This is a genomic window from Lentzea xerophila (genome assembly GCF_051094245.1).
GTDB lineage: Bacteria > Actinomycetota > Actinomycetes > Mycobacteriales > Pseudonocardiaceae > Lentzea > Lentzea xerophila.
Genome location: NZ_CP194934.1, coordinates 695,188 through 714,431, shown reverse-complemented (window position 1 = coordinate 714,431; position 19,244 = coordinate 695,188). Strand labels below are relative to the sequence as shown.

The 19,244-nt window shown below is 65.5% G+C and carries 23 protein-coding genes and 1 pseudogene; 15 read left to right on the top strand and 9 right to left on the bottom strand.

Going from position 1 to position 19,244, the window contains the following annotated elements:
- The first annotated feature begins 2 nt into the window (after positions 1-2).
- From ACRSBM_RS03540 to ACRSBM_RS03530, 3 genes are all read left to right on the top strand, one after another.
- The gene (locus tag ACRSBM_RS03540; protein WP_434439702.1) at positions 3-1,592 is read left to right on the top strand and encodes a hypothetical protein; all 1,590 of its coding nucleotides are present in this window, start codon (positions 3-5) and stop codon (positions 1,590-1,592) included.
- 12 nt (positions 1,593-1,604) lie between these two features.
- Complete coding sequence (locus tag ACRSBM_RS03535) at positions 1,605-3,500, top strand: hypothetical protein (RefSeq protein WP_434439701.1); 1,896 nt, start codon at positions 1,605-1,607, stop codon at positions 3,498-3,500.
- A gap of 61 nt (positions 3,501-3,561) precedes the next feature.
- Positions 3,562-3,789: a hypothetical protein gene (locus tag ACRSBM_RS03530; protein ID WP_434439700.1), complete on the top strand. Its 228-nt coding sequence runs from the start codon at positions 3,562-3,564 to the stop codon at positions 3,787-3,789.
- 110 nt (positions 3,790-3,899) lie between these two features.
- On the opposite strand, the gene ACRSBM_RS03525 is transcribed toward ACRSBM_RS03530, so the two are convergent.
- Complete coding sequence (locus tag ACRSBM_RS03525; protein ID WP_434439698.1) at positions 3,900-4,742, bottom strand: DegV family protein; 843 nt, start codon at positions 4,740-4,742, stop codon at positions 3,900-3,902.
- A 587-nt stretch (positions 4,743-5,329) separates the two neighbouring features.
- On the opposite strand from ACRSBM_RS03525, the gene ACRSBM_RS03520 reads away from it, so the two are divergent.
- The 3 genes from ACRSBM_RS03520 (at position 5,330) to ACRSBM_RS03510 (ending at position 7,430) form a co-directional block, all read left to right on the top strand.
- Positions 5,330-5,584 carry a hypothetical protein gene (locus ACRSBM_RS03520; RefSeq protein ID WP_434439697.1) on the top strand — a complete coding sequence of 85 codons (255 nt, stop codon included), beginning with the start codon at positions 5,330-5,332 and terminating at the stop codon, positions 5,582-5,584.
- A gap of 167 nt (positions 5,585-5,751) precedes the next feature.
- Entirely contained in the window at positions 5,752-6,300 is a 549-nt protein-coding gene (locus ACRSBM_RS03515) for a DUF4365 domain-containing protein (RefSeq protein WP_434439695.1), read from the top strand.
- The gene (locus ACRSBM_RS03510) at positions 6,297-7,430 is read left to right on the top strand and encodes a hypothetical protein (RefSeq protein WP_434439693.1); all 1,134 of its coding nucleotides are present in this window, start codon (positions 6,297-6,299) and stop codon (positions 7,428-7,430) included. The genes ACRSBM_RS03515 and ACRSBM_RS03510 overlap by 4 nt, the downstream gene beginning before the upstream one ends.
- Before the next feature lie 65 nt (positions 7,431-7,495).
- Here the strand turns inward: ACRSBM_RS03510 and ACRSBM_RS03505 are convergent, their stop codons facing one another.
- Positions 7,496-8,392, bottom strand: coding sequence for a hypothetical protein (locus ACRSBM_RS03505; protein ID WP_434439692.1), 897 nt, complete (start codon positions 8,390-8,392; stop codon positions 7,496-7,498).
- A 149-nt stretch (positions 8,393-8,541) separates the two neighbouring features.
- Between ACRSBM_RS03505 and ACRSBM_RS03500 the strand changes: the two genes are divergently transcribed.
- The gene (locus tag ACRSBM_RS03500) at positions 8,542-8,892 is read left to right on the top strand and encodes a hypothetical protein (RefSeq protein WP_434439690.1); all 351 of its coding nucleotides are present in this window, start codon (positions 8,542-8,544) and stop codon (positions 8,890-8,892) included.
- 191 nt (positions 8,893-9,083) lie between these two features.
- On the opposite strand, the gene ACRSBM_RS03495 is transcribed toward ACRSBM_RS03500, so the two are convergent.
- Positions 9,084-9,725 carry a hypothetical protein gene (locus tag ACRSBM_RS03495; RefSeq protein WP_434439688.1) on the bottom strand — a complete coding sequence of 214 codons (642 nt, stop codon included), beginning with the start codon at positions 9,723-9,725 and terminating at the stop codon, positions 9,084-9,086.
- A 595-nt stretch (positions 9,726-10,320) separates the two neighbouring features.
- On the opposite strand from ACRSBM_RS03495, the pseudogene ACRSBM_RS03490 reads away from it, so the two are divergent.
- Positions 10,321-10,828: pseudogene (locus tag ACRSBM_RS03490) on the top strand (transposase family protein); the annotation flags it as partial.
- A 178-nt stretch (positions 10,829-11,006) separates the two neighbouring features.
- Positions 11,007-11,228: a hypothetical protein gene (locus ACRSBM_RS03485; protein WP_434439686.1), complete on the top strand. Its 222-nt coding sequence runs from the start codon at positions 11,007-11,009 to the stop codon at positions 11,226-11,228.
- Between the two features lie 478 nt (positions 11,229-11,706).
- Here ACRSBM_RS03485 and ACRSBM_RS03480 read toward each other — a convergent pair whose 3' ends face one another.
- Both ACRSBM_RS03480 and ACRSBM_RS03475 read right to left on the bottom strand, forming a co-directional pair.
- On the bottom strand, positions 11,707-11,925 hold the full coding sequence (locus tag ACRSBM_RS03480; RefSeq protein WP_434439684.1) for a hypothetical protein: 219 nt from the start codon (positions 11,923-11,925) through the stop codon (positions 11,707-11,709).
- Positions 11,915-12,196, bottom strand: a complete 282-nt coding sequence (locus ACRSBM_RS03475) for a hypothetical protein (RefSeq protein ID WP_434439682.1) — start codon at positions 12,194-12,196, stop codon at positions 11,915-11,917. Before ACRSBM_RS03475 ends, ACRSBM_RS03480 begins: the two co-directional genes overlap by 11 nt.
- A gap of 226 nt (positions 12,197-12,422) precedes the next feature.
- Here ACRSBM_RS03475 and ACRSBM_RS03470 point away from each other — a divergent pair, with 226 nt between their 5' ends.
- Positions 12,423-13,274: a helix-turn-helix domain-containing protein gene (locus tag ACRSBM_RS03470; RefSeq protein ID WP_434439681.1), complete on the top strand. Its 852-nt coding sequence runs from the start codon at positions 12,423-12,425 to the stop codon at positions 13,272-13,274.
- Between the two features lie 25 nt (positions 13,275-13,299).
- A complete protein-coding gene (locus ACRSBM_RS03465) occupies positions 13,300-13,485 on the top strand; it encodes a DUF397 domain-containing protein (RefSeq protein ID WP_434439679.1) in 186 nt (61 codons plus the stop codon).
- A gap of 83 nt (positions 13,486-13,568) precedes the next feature.
- On the opposite strand, the gene ACRSBM_RS03460 is transcribed toward ACRSBM_RS03465, so the two are convergent.
- The 3 genes from ACRSBM_RS03460 to ACRSBM_RS03450 all read right to left on the bottom strand — a co-directional run bounded on the left by ACRSBM_RS03460 (position 13,569) and on the right by ACRSBM_RS03450 (position 15,241).
- Complete coding sequence (locus tag ACRSBM_RS03460) at positions 13,569-13,868, bottom strand: hypothetical protein (RefSeq protein WP_434439677.1); 300 nt, start codon at positions 13,866-13,868, stop codon at positions 13,569-13,571.
- Between the two features lie 94 nt (positions 13,869-13,962).
- The gene (locus ACRSBM_RS03455; protein WP_434439675.1) at positions 13,963-14,235 is read right to left on the bottom strand and encodes a hypothetical protein; all 273 of its coding nucleotides are present in this window, start codon (positions 14,233-14,235) and stop codon (positions 13,963-13,965) included.
- Entirely contained in the window at positions 14,225-15,241 is a 1,017-nt protein-coding gene (locus ACRSBM_RS03450) for a tyrosine-type recombinase/integrase (protein ID WP_434439673.1), read from the bottom strand. Before ACRSBM_RS03450 ends, ACRSBM_RS03455 begins: the two co-directional genes overlap by 11 nt.
- A gap of 58 nt (positions 15,242-15,299) precedes the next feature.
- On the opposite strand from ACRSBM_RS03450, the gene ACRSBM_RS03445 reads away from it, so the two are divergent.
- Complete coding sequence (locus ACRSBM_RS03445; protein ID WP_434439671.1) at positions 15,300-15,947, top strand: DegV family protein; 648 nt, start codon at positions 15,300-15,302, stop codon at positions 15,945-15,947.
- Here the strand turns inward: ACRSBM_RS03445 and ACRSBM_RS03440 are convergent, their stop codons facing one another.
- Positions 15,948-16,583, bottom strand: a complete 636-nt coding sequence (locus tag ACRSBM_RS03440) for a TetR/AcrR family transcriptional regulator (protein WP_434439670.1) — start codon at positions 16,581-16,583, stop codon at positions 15,948-15,950.
- Positions 16,584-16,738: 155 nt separating this feature from the next.
- Here ACRSBM_RS03440 and ACRSBM_RS03435 point away from each other — a divergent pair, with 155 nt between their 5' ends.
- From ACRSBM_RS03435 to ACRSBM_RS03425, 3 genes are read left to right on the top strand one after another with little or no spacing between them, the layout of a single operon-like run.
- The gene (locus ACRSBM_RS03435; RefSeq protein WP_434439668.1) at positions 16,739-17,044 is read left to right on the top strand and encodes a hypothetical protein; all 306 of its coding nucleotides are present in this window, start codon (positions 16,739-16,741) and stop codon (positions 17,042-17,044) included.
- A gap of 1 nt (position 17,045) precedes the next feature.
- Complete coding sequence (locus tag ACRSBM_RS03430; RefSeq protein ID WP_434452946.1) at positions 17,046-17,783, top strand: class I SAM-dependent methyltransferase; 738 nt, start codon at positions 17,046-17,048, stop codon at positions 17,781-17,783.
- Positions 17,780-19,243 (top strand): 1,4-alpha-glucan branching protein domain-containing protein, encoded by a 1,464-nt coding sequence (locus ACRSBM_RS03425; protein ID WP_434439666.1) that lies wholly within the window; start codon positions 17,780-17,782, stop codon positions 19,241-19,243. Before ACRSBM_RS03430 ends, ACRSBM_RS03425 begins: the two co-directional genes overlap by 4 nt.
- Position 19,244 lies beyond the last annotated feature (1 nt).

Here is a 19,244-nt window from a genome sequence, read left to right as displayed (position 1 = left end):
CCATGTCGTCGTGGGTCAACACAGCTAGCCAGGCACAGCTGGCGTCCGGCATCGCCTCGGGCGCGGTCAGCGTCACTCTCGCCTCGTTCACCGGCTGGCCGGTGACGTTCCCCTACTACGCCATCATCGACCGCGGCACCGGCTCGGCCGAGATCGTGGAAGTCACCGGCGGTGCGGGCTCTACTCTCACCATCACCCGCGGTCAGGGCGGCACCCTGCCGTCGGCGCACAGCGGCGGCGCGTACTTCGAGCACATCGTCCCGGCGGGGGTGTTCACCGACTTCGAAAGCCACATCGCCGGCAGCACTGACGTGCACGGTGTCAGCGGCAGCGTTGTGGGCACCTCAGGCGCTCAGACGCTGACAGACAAGACGTACCGGGGTGGTTACACCCACGCGTTCGCTGACGCGCTCCCAGCCGGTCTCAGCGCCGGTTTCGAGGTGGCGGCTTCGTCGGCCATCGCCCGCGACGGGTTCAAGGTCACCAACACCGGAGCCGACACCGCGAGGCGGGCGTTCCTGCTGGAACAGTCCGGCACACCGCGGCACGAGGTGTACCAGGACGGCACGGTGAAAACGTCGCCGAACTCGGCGCACACCCGGCCAGGCCACGAGGTCAACACCAGCTCGGCCAAGCCCGCGGTACGGGTGACGAACACCAGCGCCGGCAACGCCACCACGTTCGAAACCCTCGGCAACGGCAACACCACCGTCGGTGGAACCCTCGGCGTGACAGGCGCTACGTCGCTGTCCACACTGTCCACCTCCGGGGCGGCGACCCTGGCCAGCGCCGCGGTCACCGGCACCCTCGACGTGACAGGCAACACCACAGCCAGCGGCACGCTGGGCGTGACCGGCACGTCCACCCTCACCGGTGACGTCACCCTGCCCCTGCCCGCGGCAGGCACCACGCCGCGGCTGAACATCCGCGCCCGCACCGGCGGCCTCCTGCTCGAAGGCAAAGACCAGGCAGGCACCGTCACCTACACGCTCGGTGTCGACGGCGGCGGTGTCGCCGCTGCGAAGTGGTGGATTCACGACAAGAACTCGCCTGTCGTCGCGAACGTCACCAGCACCGCACAAGTCCCATCGCCTGTGGCGCGGGTGATGGTCTTCGACGACTCCGACTCCACCCTGAAGCGGCACAACGGCACGACGTGGGAAACCGTGGGCAAGTACGGCCTGGTGGGAACCGCCCTCAACGCAACCGAGAACACCGCCGGCACGACCACGAGCGGCGCGTTCACAGCGACCCTGACCGGCGGCACGACGTGCAGCGGCACGTTCGTGGCCCCGGCGTCCGGCGCCGTTGACGTCTTCAACACCGCCCAGGTCGGAAACAGCGACACCGCCGACCTCGCCATCGTGTCCTTCGAGGTGCGGGAAGGGGCGGTTGTCGGTAGCGGCACAGTCGCTTTCGCCGCCGACATCCCGAACGGCGTGTACTCGGGTCCGACGGTTCGCGCCACCTCGGTCACGCCGGTCACGGGCTTGACGCCGGGCGAGACCTACAACATCCGGCAGATGTTCGCCGTGACCGGCGACACCGGCTCGTTCTCCAACAAGCGGCTGCAAGTCCGGCCCGTCGAATGATCGGGGTCTGCCGTGGCTGACGAAAGCAACGTCCTCCCCAACACCGTCCTGCCGATCGTCCTGTCCGGACAGGTCCAGCAGATGGTGCAAGGCGGGCTCGCCTACGACTTCCTGGTGGGCGGCATCCCGTTCCGCACCAACCCGGAAGAGGACAGCCCCTACCTGCGGGACCTGCAAGAGGACCAGAAGGAACAGTTCGACAACTCCCGCGAGGCGGGGGAACAGTCGTTCGGCTACTGGTGGCTGCGGTCGCAGTCCTCCTTCCACGGCGGGGCGGAGCAGCTGTTCCTCGACTCAGCCACCGACCCGGCTATCGCCAGGCTGCGGTTCGACACCTCCACCCACGCCAACCCGTGGACACCCGGCAAGGTGTCGATCGCAGGTGCGCTCGAACTGCAGAACCTGTCCCGCAAGCGGGTGGAGCAGGTGACGTGGTCGGGCATCCAACGCCTCGCCATGATGTCGAGCGTTGACCACCAGGTGTACGTGGCCGACCTGCCCGGGCTGACCAGTACTACGACCGTAGCCTGCGGGGCTACGGGCACGTGCCAGGACATGACCTCCGACGGCGCCAACCTGTACGTGGCGGTCAACGACCGCGTGTACAAAATCGACACCGCGGGTGTCGCCACCGAGATCTGCTCACCGGTCACGTTCTCCGGCACCGTGACTCTCGGCTACGCCAAGCAGCGCCTGGTTCTCACGGTCGCCAACAAGGTCTACATCATCGACACCGCCGGCACATCCGCTACCGCGCCGGTGCTGCACTACACGCACCCGTCGGCGAACTGGGGCTACACGTGCGTGGCCGAAGGCCCGGTCGCCATCTACCTGGTGGGCGCCGCCGGGCCGAAGTCGGAGGTGCAGTCGATCTCGGTCACCGAGTCGGGCGGGACGATCGTGCTGGGTCCGCCGATCGTGCAGCTGAAGATGCCGACCGGTGAGATCGCACAGCAGGTGATGTTCTACACCAACAGCCTGTTCGTGCTCACCACCTCCAACGGCGTGCGGGTCGGCATGTTCACGCCCTACGGACAGCCCCAGTACGGGGCGCTGCTGGCGCAGGGGATGCCGACTACCTCGATCGCCGCCGCGGGCTCCCTCGTGTACGTGGGGGGCGTCAACCGCGTGCTGTGGATCGACCTCGCCACACCGGTGGACGCGAACGGCCGCTACGCCTGGGCCACCTACACCGACAACGTCAACGCAGCCGACGCCACCGACACGGTGCTGGACCTCACCGTCTACCAGGCCGACGGTCAAGATCTGGTATTCGGCGCCATGAACACCGGCAACATCATCACCCAGCCCGCGTACGCGCCGACCTCGCCCGCGGTGCTCACCTCCAGCTGGATGCGGTTCAGCACCGTCGAGCCCAAGCGTGCGGCCTACGTCCGCGTGGAAGGCAACTTCCCCGTCATCGCCGGCGTGACCAACCCGCTGACGGTGGAGGTGGAGACCGACACCGGCGAGACCGCCCAGTTCCCGGTGGAGGGCGGGCTGTCGGCCTACGAGTTCGGACTGTTCGGCCTGGCGCCGGCGCAAGCCTTCCGGGTGCGCATCACGCTGCGGGACGACGCGACAGGGCATGACGTGCACCTGCGGTCATGGCAGATCAAAGCCCTGCCCGTGCCGCAGCGGTACCGGGAACTGGTGCTGCCGCTGGACTGCTACGACGACGAGCGGGACTTCCACGGGCGCAAGCTCGGCTACAAGGGCTTCTCCACAGACCGGCTCGCCGCGCTCGAAACCCTCGCCGAAAGCTCCCCGATCGTGACGGTGTTCGACCGCCTCACCGACCAGTCGTTCCAGGCGATCATCCGCCGCTGCCAGTTCCGCCAGGCCCACCCGCCCACCAGAACGGACCGGGTCGGCGGGAAAATCAACCTCGTCCTGAAACTGGTGTGACCCAAGCGCGTCAACAGAGTTGGGCGCACGGGACGCCCTTCTTCGAAGGGAGCGTCCTGACATGAGCGACCCTGTCCAGATCGGCCCGCTGCAGATCTACCAGGCGGTGCAGGAGTTGAAGGACGAATTCGTCCAGTTCACCCGGTCGACGGCGATCGATATCGCCCTGCTCAAGCAGGACGTGGCGAACCTGAAGGCCGAGCGGGAAGGCGAGAAGGCCCGCCGCTGGCAGCTGTACGTGGCGCTCATCGCCGCCGCCGTGGCGATAGGGATAGCGATTCTGAAATGAAACGGGCCGCCCTCCGGGGCGGCCCTTCGCTTTCAGTCCAGCACTGGCAGGTAGGCGAGCTGCTGCAACCCCACCGCCGCGCCCTTGCCGAGCTGCCGCGAGACTTCGACTCAGAACGGCGAGACCGTGACGGCCAGCGCGCCGGGGCCCACGTTCGCGCCGATCGCCGCGCTGACCTGCGTCAGGACGACGTCACGGGCGTGCGGGATCCGCTTCTGCAGCAGCTGGAGCAGCTCGTGGCCCTCCTTCTCGGCCGCGAAGTGCTCGACGGCGAGGTCCACGTTGCGCCCGTAGGCGAGTGCCACGGCCTTGTCGGCGAGCTTCGTCAGTGCCCGGTCGCGGCCCATCACCTTGTCGAACGGCTCCACCTCGCCGTTCACGACCGTGAGCAGCGGCTTCACCGACAGCGCGTCGCCGAAGAGCTTCGCCGCCGCGCTGACCCGGCCCGCTTGGCGCAGGTAGTGCAGGGTGTCGACGTAAATCAGCACGTGGGCGTCCCGTCCGCGCTGCTCGGCGACCTTGCGCGCGTTCTGGACGTTGCCGCCGCTCTGCACGATCCGCGCGGCCGCGAGCGCCGCGAACCCGAGCGTCATGCCCGACGAGTGCGAGTCGACGATGAACACCGGCACGCGCGACTTGGCCGCGGCCGCCTTCGCCGCGTCCGTCGCCGGGGAGAGCTTCGGCGTCACGTGCACCGACACGATCGTCTCCGCGCCCCTGGCCCAAGCATCCTGATACGCCCAAAAGAACGCGTCCGGCGCAGGCGGCTGCGTCGTGATCGGGATCTGCGCCTCCATCGCCTGCAGCAGCCGGTCGGTCGGCACGTAAGCCTCGTCGATGAGCTCCGACCCGATCTTGAGCTGCATCGGGACCGTGATGATGTTGAACCGGCTGGCCAGGCGGGCCGGAAGTGACGCGGTCGAGTCGGTGACGACGGCTACTCGTGAGGACACGAACGAGAAGGTTAACGAAGCGTGATCGCGGTAGCCACGACCGATCGATGGCAATTAGTGTGATCTACGCCTGGACGGTCGCTTTGCGTGTGCGGCGAACGCGCGCAGTGATCCTCGGTTCAAAAAACCGGCCTCGCTAGCATGTTCTCGCACTGAACGACTGACGGTCCCGACCTGCAAAACGTGAAGCCCAGACGACAGATGGTGTCGGCCGCTTCCTGATTAACAGCGTCCACTCAGAATGATCTTTAATCAAACGGAGGCCCCACTGGGTGACTGGCCACCTCCCCGCCGTAGACGTGCTTCGTCCGTTCTCGCGAGAGCGTCGAGAAACCTCGGCCACGAATCCAAGCGGACGAACGCAGTGCGCTAGCGCAAAAGGTCGTCAACCAGGACTAGCGCCATGCGGCCAGCCGCAGGCGGGCGGGTCGACCAAGCGCGAGGCGCCATGTTCACGATGCGAGTCCCGCCCGCGCCAGGTCGGTACCTTCTGCGCAGAGTGCAAGCGTAAGACGCAACGGGAGGCTGAAGCTAGGTATCGGGCCTCGCGCCGGGTTCAGGCGTCGCACGGCAACTACGACTGGGTAGTGGTGCTCAACTTCTACGAGGGCAGAGAGGTCAACCGCGACCTCACCTCGGCCGAGAAGGTGGAGGTAGTCCGCCTGGTGCTCCGGGCAGGAAACCTTCGGGAGTTTGCTGAGCGGCGAGGGATGCCGCAGCAAGCGGCGTGGGACTTGGTCAAGAGCTTCGAGGACCGGGCACGAGCTATCGGCTTGGACCAACCGCTGAGGTTCTGCTTCCTCCCCGAACACGAGCTACCCACGGATCTGGACTCGGTCTGACCGAACGCAGCCTGTCCGTTCGCGCACGACAGGTATCTCGTGCCGCCCAGCGTCTTCCAACTGACTGCCGAGTTCGTCCGTTCGGGTGACTACCGTCGGGTTCCCCAAATGCCGATCTTGTCGGAACTAGGGTGCTGCCGTTCCGCTGCCGAGCGGGGAGGGAGCCTATGGACGAAGACGAGCCGGATGCGATCGAGGAGGCGCAGGATGGCGGTCTGCCCCAGACTGCACGCCAAGAGCAATTCCACATCGCCTTCGTGAGGATGGTCGCGTCGGCCGCTGGGTTCTACGTCAAGGATCACACAGCCGACTATGACGGCGTCGACATCACCATCGCGGCCTCTGCCAAGTACAAGCGGTTTTACTGTCCTCAGTTCGAGCTTCAGCTCAAGTGCACGACCCAGCAAGACCTCGTCGGTGATGGCGAGATGACCTGGGTGATGAAGCGCAAGCCGTTCCTGAAGCTCGTGGATGACGACCGGTACATCCCGGCACTCCTCGGCGTGCTGGTCATCCCGCGCGACGAACCGGTGCTTCACGTGACCGACGAGCACCTGCTCACCCGCAGCCGCATGTACTGGCAACACGCCAGTGAGCTTGGTGACATCGCAGATGGTGTCGCCACCAAGACGGTGAAGCTACCGACGAGTAACCTCTTCGATGTAGACGGTTTGAAGGGCATCATGCAGAGGATCGGCGACGGAGGTGAGTGGTGAAGCTGGACACCATCAGTGAACTCTCCACCGAACTTCAGCCAGCCACCGTGCATCAGTACCTCGCGGCCAACGAGTGGCAGCTGGAACTCGAGGTTCCTCACGTCAAGGAGATCTGGCGGCTTGGCGACGACGCCCGGATCATGCTGCCGCTGGCCACCAACTATGCCGACTTCGTCCCCCGTTTCCGCGACACGCTGTTCATGCTGGCCGACGTCTACGACTGGGATGCGGACGAACTCATCCAGAAGATCCTCGCCACTCGAGCGGACCTGTTCTACGTCCGCCTAGACCAGGTCATGACCGACGGGACTCTTCCGTTCAGGCAGGCGCACGACGCGCTTGAGAGCCTCTACAAGATGATGAAGGCCGCGGCCACGACGGCTTACGACCCGACGCACTCCCATCGAGGGAAGCGCTCCTCCACAGTCAACGAGTTCCTCGACGACGACATCCGGCTCGGGCACACCAAACGCGGAAGCTTCGTCTTCACCGTCGTCGCACGTCTCGGCGAGCCGGCTCCGACCCAAGCCGCCGGCACGCCGGACATCATCTTTCCGCGCCTCGTCATGCAGACACTGGCCACTGGGCTGCATACGGCGAAGCGCCTCTCACTGGAGCCCGACCCACAGGTCATCGAACGCGCCGCAGAACACGGGCTCAGCGCGAACCTTGTTGCTTCGCTACAGGAACTGACGGACACCGGAACACTTCGCGAACTAGACCTGTCGTTCGACTGGTCGACCTCACTACCTGCTCCGGAGGTGCCGGCCTCCCGCATCGTCGTGGATCGCGACGCGATGGCCGGACTACCCAGGGTCCGGGAACGGCTCATCCGCAGCGAAGAGCCTCCTCGCATGGAGACTTTGATCGGCAGAGTCCGGTCGCTCACCCGCGAGGAGGAGGACGATCAAGAAGAAACCACGATCATCCTCAGTGCCGAAGTCAACGGTCGCTCTCGCAAGGTTCACGTACCACTCAGTGGCCAAGACTACGAGTGGGCGATCTACGCCCACCGCGAGAAACTTCCGTTCACGGTGACCGGCGAACTGGCCTTCGAGAAGCGGGCATGGCGCCTCGGCGGGCCGATCACAGTCGACGCGAGCTTCCTCGAACACCATCGGAGTCAATGACAGCGAACGGCCCTCAAGTCAGCGGAACTCGAGGGCCGTCGGCAGCGCCGGCCATGCGCGCAAAGTCAAAACCTAATCGTCTGCAACGACTCCTGCGCGTCTCCACCCGCCGCGGTCCACCGAATCTTCAGCACCGCGCTCAAAGTTGACGCCCAAGTCGTGAAAACGGGGAACCTGACCGGGGCGCCCGGCGCAAGATATTCGACCGTAGTGAGGTCGTGGACCATAGGGGCGGTCCACCCCTCGGGGGCGGGCACAGGCGCAACCCATTCACACTCGACGTTCTCAGCGGTCGCGTCGCCGTCATTCTGAAGCACGAGGTAGGTATGAGTTTGCACCTTCGGCCGTCCCTTGGAATCGAACTTTTGAACTCGCTCCTTCTCCACTGTGGCAACTGGACGAGGGCCACGTTCGCCGCTAACGGCTCCTGCCGGCAGGGCGGGCGTGGGTAGATGTAGACGGTCGCGGACAGTCCTGAGCAGGTCACGCTTGACCTGCTCAACCAGGCTGTTGACAGAGTCGTAGGCCCGGTAGATGCCCCACGAGTTCGCGCGCTGCTTGAAGTCTTGAACAGCCTTGACTTGGCCAGTGTCGATCGTCAGTGGCGAGGCAGGCAGGTTCGAGAAATAGAGCATCACGGGTTTGCCCGCCTCCACGCTCCGCTCGAGCTCGTGCACGGTGGCAGGTACACCGTCAGGAAGGGGTGACCCGATCCGCGTCCAGAAGACGCCGATCACGACATCGGCGCTGTCGACGATCTGCTTGTCGAGCAGGTCTTGAGGCGCGGTGCCGAGCTCGGCGCGGCTGTGTGTCTCCCACAACACCGGCAAGAGGACCACCTGCAGCGCCGACGCATGCTCGTCGTTGAAGTCCCACATCGCCTGACGGAGCGCTTCGCGGTCCTGCGCTACGTCGTTCGGGGATGCGATGAGGACCGATACGACATTCGCAGCAAAGGGCATGGACTACTTCCTACACCACCCGTGCTCAGATGCCGGAGGGCTGCTCGGTGTCGCATTCCCTCACCCGCTCGGCGTGCGGATCGAGAGGGTGTTCAACGCCGACCGGACGGCGCGGATCCAGGCACCACCCGCGGGGCCGTGATCCACGGGTGTCCAGCCGCTACGAACGTCGATTGTCCGACCTCATGGTCAGCGGCCAGGAGACCGTGACCCACCTGCGGGTTCGGCGGTTGTTCTGCCGCAACGAACACTGCGCGCGGACGACGTCCGCCAAGCAGGTCGCCGGACTGACCACCAAGCACGGCCGCCGCAGTATCGGCCTGAGCCAGGTTCTGCAAACGAATCGCGTTGGCAGTGGGCGGTCGGTTCAGCGCCCGGCTGCCGCGGCGATCCGGGCGGTGACCGGACGCGGCGTCGGGATAATGTCGGCTGCCCAGTCGGCGTTGCAGCCATTCGAGATCGTCTCGGACTTGGGCGAGTTTGCGTTCCCCGGTCGATGACCTCGGCCAGGTTCATGCGACGGCAGTAGTCGTCCACGACCAGCAACGCACCCAACGACTTCTCCAGACTCGCTGTGGCATATCGGGCTCGTTGTCGACGTTGATCCACGACCGGCCCCTGATAATTCCCTGATCAGATAGCCACCGGGCTGCCTGGTCAGATCCCTCACATCTATATGCGGAAGATGGGTCTAGACGCCTGGGCTTCGCCACGTCCTCCGCCTGAAAAGTCTCAGGAACCCAGTCTTCGGCGCCTCTTCGAGCACCCGCCGGGGATGACCATTGTCGTCTCGCTCCCATTTGAGTCCATGAGCGTCAGTGAACCGGATTCCAACCTTGAAGTTCATCTCCGACAACTTCGCGTTCACGGCGTTGTCGTTGAACGCCAACGTTTCTGTTCGCTTTACCCCGAAAGGTGCGATGACGGCTCCAGCCTCATACGATCGTTGATCATTCCGACCGATTCGCCAGTCTGACAGCCGAAAATTGGGCGCAGTCTTCATTGTTGCCGCAACAGACGTCACGAGTGCATCCGTGATCGGCTGGTCTCCATGGTTGCTGACTACGACGTGCCACCCGAGCATGCGGCGACGTTCAGTTGCCTCCGATGTCCACTCGACGTGCGCGGTAATTGTCCTTGCTTGCGCCATTTCCTGATCTCGTCGTTCACGGTCCCTGCGCCGACCGTCGCCGAGAGCGATGGCGACCGCAACGACTGCGGCCGCGAAGCTCGCGAACGCTCCTGCCCATTGGCCCCACGCTCCCCATACATCGGCATCGACCCAGCCGATGAAGGGAACGTTGACATCGACGCTGAACACCATGTTGCCCACGCCGCACACCGTTCAGGACGATCGGCAGTGAAGCAAGCCGACAAGCTGATGGGCAGCCCATAGTAACGTTGAGCCTCGCGCTCACGGCATCCCGTAAGTCCAGTACGAAGCCGGTCAGGAGTCAAGCCAGACGCCGCAACCGCGCGATCACAGACGCCGCTGTCGTGTTCACCGGCGCCTTCGCCGCGGCATGGGCCAACCCATTCGCCACAGCGAAGCACGCCCGCGTGGCAAAGAACCTCAAACTGCCCCTATGCCAAGTGGCTGAACGTAGTGCGCGCCATTCGATTCCGCAAAGACAAACCAAGCCTCCACGATGCACACTCCACGCAGTGCTCAACTTCACCGATTCGGCACGCGCGGATATCGGTGCCAACGAGCCGCACTACAATAAGTAGCGATCATGGACGCCCAACCACAGCCATCATCGACTTGTTCGCTCACGGGAACCGTCGCGTTCGTGTCGGTTTGCTGGCCACGCCTCACCCCCAGCGCCCACACAAGAACAAACGCTCGGAATACGAAGAGGCGCCTACCTGAAGGTTGTCCCGTGATGATCATGGTGTGGAACAGGTGATGAGTGGGGCCGGCCGGAATGGTGCCGGGGTGTTCACGGGCTTGTCGGTGCGGGGTGTTCCGCAAGCTCGTGCGTGTCGCGACCCGCCGGGGGTGGCGAGCAGACCGGTACCGGCAGGCGGTGGGGTTTACCGCTGGCTGATCGGGTGTTGCTGGTGGCGGTGTACTACCGGACGAACCTGACGTTGCGGCAGGTCGCGCTGCTGTTCGGGATCTCGAAGTCCGCGGCGGGCCGCGTGGTGGACCACCTGGCGCCGCTGCTGGCGCTCGCGCCGGTGACCCGCAAGCACAGCCTGGACACCGTGCTGATCGTGGACGGCACCCTGGTGCCCACCCACGACCGGACCATCTCCGCGTCGTCGAAGAACTACCGCTACTCGGTGAACATGCAGGTCGTCATCGACGCCAACACCCGCCTGGTCGTCGCGATCGGCGACCCCACCCCCGGCAACCGCAACGACTGCCGGGCCTACACCGACTCGCGCGTCGATGAGCAGTGCCGCGGAGCAAAGTCGATGGCCGACGGCGTGGCCACCAGGGCAAACTGACTGCCCTTGAAGTCGCGTGGGCGCCCAATACCATTCTGACGTCTCCACTTTCGAGAAACCCTCACTTGGCCCTGCACCGCTCGCTTGAGTAGCGTCTCCGCGGGCTCAGCGCGGCCCGGTTCGCTACTACCTAAAATTAGACAGCCGAGGTGCACTCATGGCAGAGAAGCTTGTAAAAGTCTGCGATATATGCGGAGATGTTGTTTACCCCAGCGAAGAATTTGGTGATCTTCGCGCAGAGAAGGTACAGATCCGACTGCCTGGATTCGGCGCCGCCGGAGATCTCGACGAGAAGTGCGCGGAGAGGCTCTGGAATTTCTTTGCGGAGAATGCAGCGTTCCCGATAACGGTCCACCTTAGGGAGCCTTCAAATAGCTAGAGAGCGCTACGCATCCGCTCAACCCAAACGCACTCAGCTCTTATTGTCACAGCCGACGACTACAGAAATAAGACATGCAGAACACACCGGCGAAATGAATCTGCGAACTAGCATCTCCCGAGGGGTTCGCAGAGCACAAGCCGCAAATACCACATCCATTCCACTGCTGTCCACGATCGATGCCGGGAAAGCGTGAGTCTTGGAATCGGTCGCCGACAAGTACCAGCAATACTCAACCGACACGCGCGATCACCTGCCCTATCCAGGCCTCATATCAGCGACGGGGGGGGGTCGTAAAGACCGCCAGCCCAGCGCCAACGGCTCGAAAGAGCAGGGGCGGCGACCCTCACGTGCGGCCTATGCCGTCGGGCGTGCACTGAAAGCAAGCTCGTGGCCCATCCGTCCGCGTTTGCCACGTCGAGCAGTTCAGCGACCGTGCGTCCCGACTCAGCACGTTCCGCCGAGTGACGGCCGGCCATCAGCGTCGCCGCCAGCGGCCGACCTTCTCGATCGTGTTGACCTCTGCGTCCGGCGCGCACGAGACGGTGTCGTCCATCTGACTGTGGGTCGCGCTGCTGCCCCGCGGGCGGCCGAAGGTGCTGTCGCATTGCCCGCAGCGCATGATCACCGTCACGCCCTCGTCGATACTGCCGATCACGCCGCCGGGCGTGCTGTCTGTCCAGTGGTCAGTGGCCATGGTGGCGCTGCACCTCTTCGTTGATCAGTGGCTGCGACGGCGGGCGGTGTCGGGGGCAACCGCCCGCCGTCGCCTGCTGACCGACCGGCGCGTTGTAGTCGGCCACCAGTTCCTGGACCGCACGAGCAACGGCGACAGCCGCCCATGCGTGAGAGTGGGTCGCCATGCCCTCCTGGACGCTGCGCGTCTGCCTCCGGGCGCGGCGGCCTCGCAGCACGGCCGAGAGCATCGGGCTTCCGACCGCCAGGCCGATAAGGCCAATGGTGCCCACCAAGCACCACATGTCTGCTCCCATACCGTCCTCCAAGCTGTCGGACCCGCCCCCTCGGAACCTGGGCAGGAACGAGGGGGCGGGCCGCCGGCCCTGACTGCACCGGCCCGACGACCATACGTCGCGTATATACGTCACGCCTATACATCGAACGGGCGAACTGTGGCACGGGTCGGATCGAGCACACTTACGGACGCGCCCGCACATGGAGGTTGGAGACAAGTCGATGGAACACGCGTCCAGCATCACCGTTCGCCGCTACCTGGTCGGCCGACGACTTCGACTCCTCCGAGAGCAGGCCGGCAAGACCACGACTGAGGCCGCGACCTTCGCCTACCTCAAGCAGCCGACGATCACGCGCATTGAGAAGGGCCGTCACGCCATCCTCGAGCGCAACGTGCGCCGGCTGTGCGAGCTCTACGAAGTCGACGCGGCTGGCACCGAGCAGCTCGTGAGCGACGCCCTTGCCAGCGACGGCACCGAATGGTTCGCCGTCTACAGCGAGACCGTCCCGGACTGGTTCGAGTACTTCGTAGCCTTCGAGTCGGACGCTGCCGAGATCCGCTCATACCAGGCCGAGAACGTACCGGGCCTGCTGCAGGTCCCGGACTACATCCGCGGCATCACCTCAGCTGGTCGAAGCGGCGTAAGCAGCGATGAGCTTGACCGGTCAGTGCGGTTCCGAGTCGCCCGCCAGCGGCGCCTCGAGCTCAACCCGCCGACGCTGCACTACGTCCTCAACGAAGCGGTCATCCGACGCATGGTCGGCGGAGTGGACGCCATGCGCGGTCAGCTCCAGCACCTGATCAAGATGGCCGAGCAGGACTACCTCGCGCTGCAGCTGTTGCCTTTCTCCGCGGGCGCGCATCCTGCACAAGCAGGCTCGTTCACCATGCTGCGTCTGCCGGACGAGGCCGAGCCGAACTTCGTCTACCTCGAGCATGATCACGGCGCCGTCTACCAAGAACGCGAGCAGGACCTTGCTCGGTACGGCGCAGTGTTCGATCAACTGACGCGACTGGCGCTGTCGCCCGAGGAGACGGTCGCTGCCTTGACTAGCCTGGTCAACGAGCTTTGAACCTGGGCAGCGGAAGGGGTGCGGGATGATCCCGAACCTGAGTTGGAGGAAGTCGAGCAGGAGCGCCGGCAACAACGGCGACTGCGTTGAGATCGGAACAGACGGCCGAAACCTAGTGGCCGTGCGAGACAGCAAGAACCCCGAGCTTGCGGTGCTGGTGGATGTGCCCACCTTCATCGCCGCGGTCAAGGCTGAGGCCTTCACCGGGTAGGCGAGCGAGCATCTCACGGAAACAGAAGACGCCACCGGCTACCTCGGTGGCGTCTTCTGTTTCAAGGAGTCGCAATCCTGGGATCACCGCCGGCGGCGTGCGTCCAGCTTCCACCCCACCCAAGCGGGCAGAGCGCACGCAATCACGAGCAGGGCCAGGACGACCTCATTCGGGTCAAAGTTCGGGTCGACTAGGTTTCCGATCAACCCGAGCGCCAGGAACAGGCTCAGGACCGTCCCGATCACGGTCCACAGATAGGGCAGTCTGTCAGGTCTGGTATTCGCCATCGTCACGTCACCTCTCGGCCTTGACAGGGCCATGCCTGCCTTCGACGTCACGCTGCGCTGCCGCAGCGGTTCACGGGTGTACCTGCCCAGGTCCATGCGAGAGATCGCCACAGCTTGGCGAAGTGTTAGCTCTGACCGCCGTTAAGGGCTGGGCGGACAAACTCGACGGCCCAGCCGGTGGTCTTTGCCGCTAATCCTGCCGAGGCGAGCGGCCCGGCAGGTTCTCGTAGCGAGGCAAGTACAGGAGCTGGTCGGCACCGGGGGCGGCGCCCACAGATTCGATCACTCCGACACCTGCATAGTCATCATGCAGTGGCGCCACGCAGTTCTCGCACAGCTCCATCCGGCGGCGGTGACCTGGGTATTGAATGATCACCGGTCCCCCTTGCCGCTCGCCGAGCTCGGGCTTGAGAACGATCTCCTGCCCACACTTGTCGCACTTGATGATCTCTTCACGCGCCATGCCTATTCAGCTTCCAGTCAGTCAGGTCGACCATGTTGGATCTATCGATCGACAGCAACGCACTCCCGGACAGAAGCGCATCTCGGGTTTCTCTGTCACGCTCGATACCGATGTAACGCTCGGTGGTCTTCACATTCTTGTGACCTAGCATCGCCATCACGATACGAATGGGGTCAGGCTCGCCCTGCCGCTTGAGAGCCTCATACAGCTCTCGCGCAGCACTGCGCCTGAGAATGTGTACGCCCTGGCCCTTAATGGCATCAGCTCCGCCGAGATAAGGGCCAGCGTAGGACTTCACCGTGGTCAGGATCGCCTTGTTGGAATGCAGCTTGGGAAGAAGACGCCATCCAGCATTGATGATCCATTTGCGTCGAGGAACCATGAAGTCGTCCGGCTCCAGCGGCCGGCCAATGGAGGCCTCGTAGTACAAAATCCACGCGCGCAGCTCATGGTCCAGCTTTGCGGTGATCGGCAGGGCGTCCGCCTCATCGGTCTTCTCCCGCCACCACGTGATCCGGCTTGCTGCCAGGTTCACGTGTGCCCATCGCACCGCCTGTAGTTCACTCCATCTGCCCAACGTCTGGAATCCGAGCGCGACAACAAACCGCTCCCACGGGTCAGCGGCGTTGCCGACAATCTCTTCCATCTGCTCAAGCGTAAGCCGCGGGTACTGCTTGGTCGGGCCTGCCTTGAGCGTCTCGAGCGCATCCAGAACGTCGCCTGACACGATCCCACGTCGCAGCAGCCACGTGACGAAACCCCGGAGGTGCGTCACGGTTTTGTTGTACGAGTCCGGCTGCATCTGCGCGGCGATCCCATCCTCGCCGAAGAGGTAGTCCTCCACCCAGGTGCCATCCATCGACTTGGGCGACCGACGTGACCCGTCCCAGGCACGGACGAACCGCAAACAGCTGCTGGTTTCCGACGCCAGCGTGTTGGTGGCCACCTTGCGCGAGCGCTGGGTGCGGTAAGTCGACCAGTGGTCAGAGAGGGTCGTCCGGCTCATGTGAACCCACCTAGTTTGTTGTGGTTCTCCTGTTGAAGGCTAGTCGTGGTTACCTTTGTTGTCTACCTTCTTCTGGGCCTACCAGGACGCGTGGGCCAAGGGCGCGGAGACGATCGTCTCGGTGCACGTGACGCCGAAGCTCTCCCCGGCGACGGACGCGGCGAAGGCGGCCGCGGCCAAGTCGCGCGTGCCGGTGTTCATCGTCGACTCGCACTCGTCGGGCATGACGCTCGGGTTCGCGGCGCTCGCGGCCGCGCGGATCGTGCAGAGCGGCGGCAACGTCCAGAACGCGCGCAAGGTCGCCGAGCAGCGCGGACGGGACGCCCACGTGCTGATTTACGTCGACACCCTGCACTACCTGCGCCAAGCGGGCCGGGTCAGCGCGGCGGCGAAACTCTTCGGCGACGCGCTGTCGGTGAAGCCGCTGCTCACGGTCGTGAACGGCGAGGTGGAGCCGTTCGACAAGGTGATGGGCCGCGACCGGGCACTGACGAAGCTCGCCGACAAGGCCGTGGCACTCGCCTACGGGCGCAACGTGGACCTCGCCGTCGAGCACTTCGCGGCCGAGAAGGAGGGCCACGAGCTGCTCCAGCTGCTGCAGAAGCGGATCCCGCACGCCCGTGACGTCGTCCTGACGCAGGTCAGCGCGGCGATCGGCGCGAACGTGGGCCCCGGCGCGCTGGCCGTCACGGTCTCGCCCTTCTGATCAGAGCTCCGCCACTTCCTCCGCGAGCAGCAGGCCGGCGTCGAACCCCATGGGCCCGAAGTGGCCGGCCAGCTCGAGCGAGAGCACGCCCAGCAGGCGCGTCCAGAAGGAAAGCGCGCGATGCACAGTCGCCGACGATGCCTGGAGATTGGCCGCCCACCCGCGGTTCATGCCCAGCAGGACGTCGAACGGGGTTTTCGGCGGCTCGTCCGGCGAGCCGCCGCAGACGTCCAGCAGCACGGCCAGGATCTCGTCCGAGATCGCGGTGATCTCGTCCGGCGCGTGGTAGCCGGGCACGGGCGTGCCGTAGATGAGCAGGTAGCGGTGCGGGTCGCTCAGCGCCCACTCCCGGATGACGGCAGCGAGTGCCACGACGGTGGTGCCGGCGTCGTGCGCGGCGCGGACGGTGTCGGCGAGGCTGCGGTAGGCGTCCCGGATGAGAGCCGTGATCAGCTCGTCGCGCCCGGCGAAGTACCGGTACAGCGCGGGCCCGCTCAGACCCATCTCCTTGGCGATGGCGTTGAGCGACAACGCGGTCACGCCGGCTGAGGCGATCTGCTCCCACGCGTGCCGCTTCACCTCTTCGCGCACCTGAGCCCGGTAGCGCTCGCGCGGGTTCCGCGCCGTCTCCGTCATGGTTAGACCCTCTCACATTCGTTATTGACACCTGCCATGACGACACTCTAGCTTCGTCTTCACGAGAGTTAGATTCTATAACAAAGGCGATAAGTCATAACGACAAGGAGACGTCGATACCCACCACCCGCACCACCGTCTACCCGTCGACGTCCGTGCTGGTCGCGGCCTGGATCGCCCCGGTCATGGTCGTCGGACAGTTCGGCCTGCTGTCCGGGATCCCGATCGCCGTCGTGCTCGTCACGAGCCTGCGCGACCGCCGTTCACGGGCGCTGCGCTGGTGGACGGGAGCACTCGCGCTGGCCTACGCCACCCCGTTGACGCTCTGGTTCACCGGACCGAGCGAGGCGCCCAGCCTGTCGAAGTACATGAGCCCCGCGATGACCGCCGTCCTCGCGGCGGCCGGTATCGCCAGTGCCATCGCGCACCAGGCAGTTCGCAGGCGCTCTACTGGCAAGTAACCTGGCCGCTGTGACCCTCCCCCTGACCGGCGAACGCACGGTGCCCGGTATCTCGGAAGAGAACTACTGGTTCCGGCGCCACGAGGCGGCATATCTACACCTCATCGGACACTGCGCGGACGCCGTCGTGCTGGAGGCGGGCTGCGGCGAGGGCTACGGTGCCCAGCTCATCCGCACGGTCGCCCGCCGGGTGATCGCCCTCGACTACGACGAGCTGACCTCGCGGCACGTCTCGCGCGCCTACCCGCAGCTGAACGTGCTGCGCGGGAACCTCGCGACGTTGCCGTTGCGCGGCGGCAGCGTCGACGTCGTGGCGAACCTGCAGGTCATCGAGCACCTGTGGGACCAGGAGGGATTCCTGGCCGAGTGCCGGCGGGTGCTGCGTCCCGGTGGGAGACTCATCGTCACCACGCCGAACAGGCTGACGTTCTCGCCCGGTCAGGACACGCCGCTGAACCCGTTCCACACCAGGGAGCTCGCACCGTCCGAACTGGACGAGATGCTGCGCGAGGCAGGTTTCCGGGTTGACGAACTGACGGGACTGCGTCACGGCAAGAGGCTTGACACGCTCCTGAACGGACAGATCATCGAGGCACAGGTCGAAGTCGCCCTGTCCGGCGCGCCGTGGCCCGCCGAGCTGAAGGAGGCTGTGGAGTCGGTGACGGTGCGGGACTTCGACATCACGCCCGAGGACATGGACACGTGCCTCGACCTCGTGGCCGTGGCGGTGCGCGCGTGACCGGGAAGGCTTCGGAGGGCACCTTCTGCCTGGTCCTGCACAGCCACCTGCCCTGGCTCGCGCACCACGGCGCGTGGCCGGTCGGCGAGGAGTGGCTCTACCAGGCGTGGGCGCACTCGTACCTGCCCGTCGTGGACATGCTGCGCCGGTTCGCCGACGAGGGCCGCTCCGACGTCCTGACGCTCGGCGTCACGCCGATCCTGGCCGCGCAGCTCGACGATCCGTACTGCCTGCGGGGCATGCACGACTGGCTCGGCAACTGGCATCTGCGCTCGCATTTCGCCGGGGAACGGCTGCGCGAGCTGTCCGCGTACGAGCACCGGGCGTCCTCATGGGCGCTGGAGAAGTTCGAAACCCACTGGCGGCACGGCTTTTCACCCGTCCTGCGGTCCCTTGTGGACTCGTCCACGATCGAGCTGCTCGGCGGACCGGCGACGCATCCCTTCCAGCCACTGCTGGACCCTCGGGTGCGAGCTTTCGCGCTGCGGACCGGCCTGGACGACACCGCGCTGCGGATCGGCCGTGCGCCCGAGGGGATCTGGGCGCCCGAGTGCGGTTACTCGCCCGGCATGGAGGCCGGTTACGCGGCGGCGGGCGTGCGGCGGTTCCTGGTCGACGGGCCCGCCCTGCACGGCGACACCTCGTCCGCGCACCCTGTCGGGTCGTCGGACGTGCTGGCGTTCGGGCGCGATCTCGACGTCTCGTATCGCGTTTGGTCGCCGAAGGTCGGCTATCCGGGCGATGCCGCGTACCGGGATTTTCACACCTACGACCATCCGACGGGCCTCAAGCCGTCGCGGGTGACCGGCAAGAACGTGGCGCCGGAGGACAAGCGGCCGTACGACCCGCTGCTGGCGCGCGAGGCCATCGACCGGCACGTGGCCGACTTCGTCGAGACAGTCGTGCGACGGCTGCGGGCGATCGACGGCGGTCTCGTCGTGGCCGCCTACGACACCGAGCTCTACGGGCACTGGTGGCACGAGGGTCCTCTGTGGCTGGAGGCCGTGCTGCGCGCGTTGCCCGAGGCAGGCGTGCGGGTCACGACGTTGCGGGGCGCCGTCGAGGCAGGGCACGTGGGCGCGCCGGTCGAGCTGCCGGCGTCGTCGTGGGGCAGCGGCAAGGACTGGCGGGTCTGGGACGGCGCGCAGGTGTCGGACATCGTGTCGCTGAACGCGTCGGTGCAGCAGGAACTGCTGGAGCTGGACTTCTCCTCCGACGTGAGGGATCCGGTGCTGGACCAGGCGGTGCGCGAGGCGCTGCTGGCGTTGTCGAGCGACTGGGCTTTCATGGTCACGAAGGACTCGGCCGCCGACTACGCCCGCTACCGCGCGAAGATTCACAGCGACCGCTTCAGCGAGCTCGCGGCGTTGACGCGAAACGGTCGCGGACAGGCGAGGGCGGCGGAACTCCGCGCGGCGGACGGCCCGTTCGGGCACCTGGACGCGCGAGGAATGGGGTAAC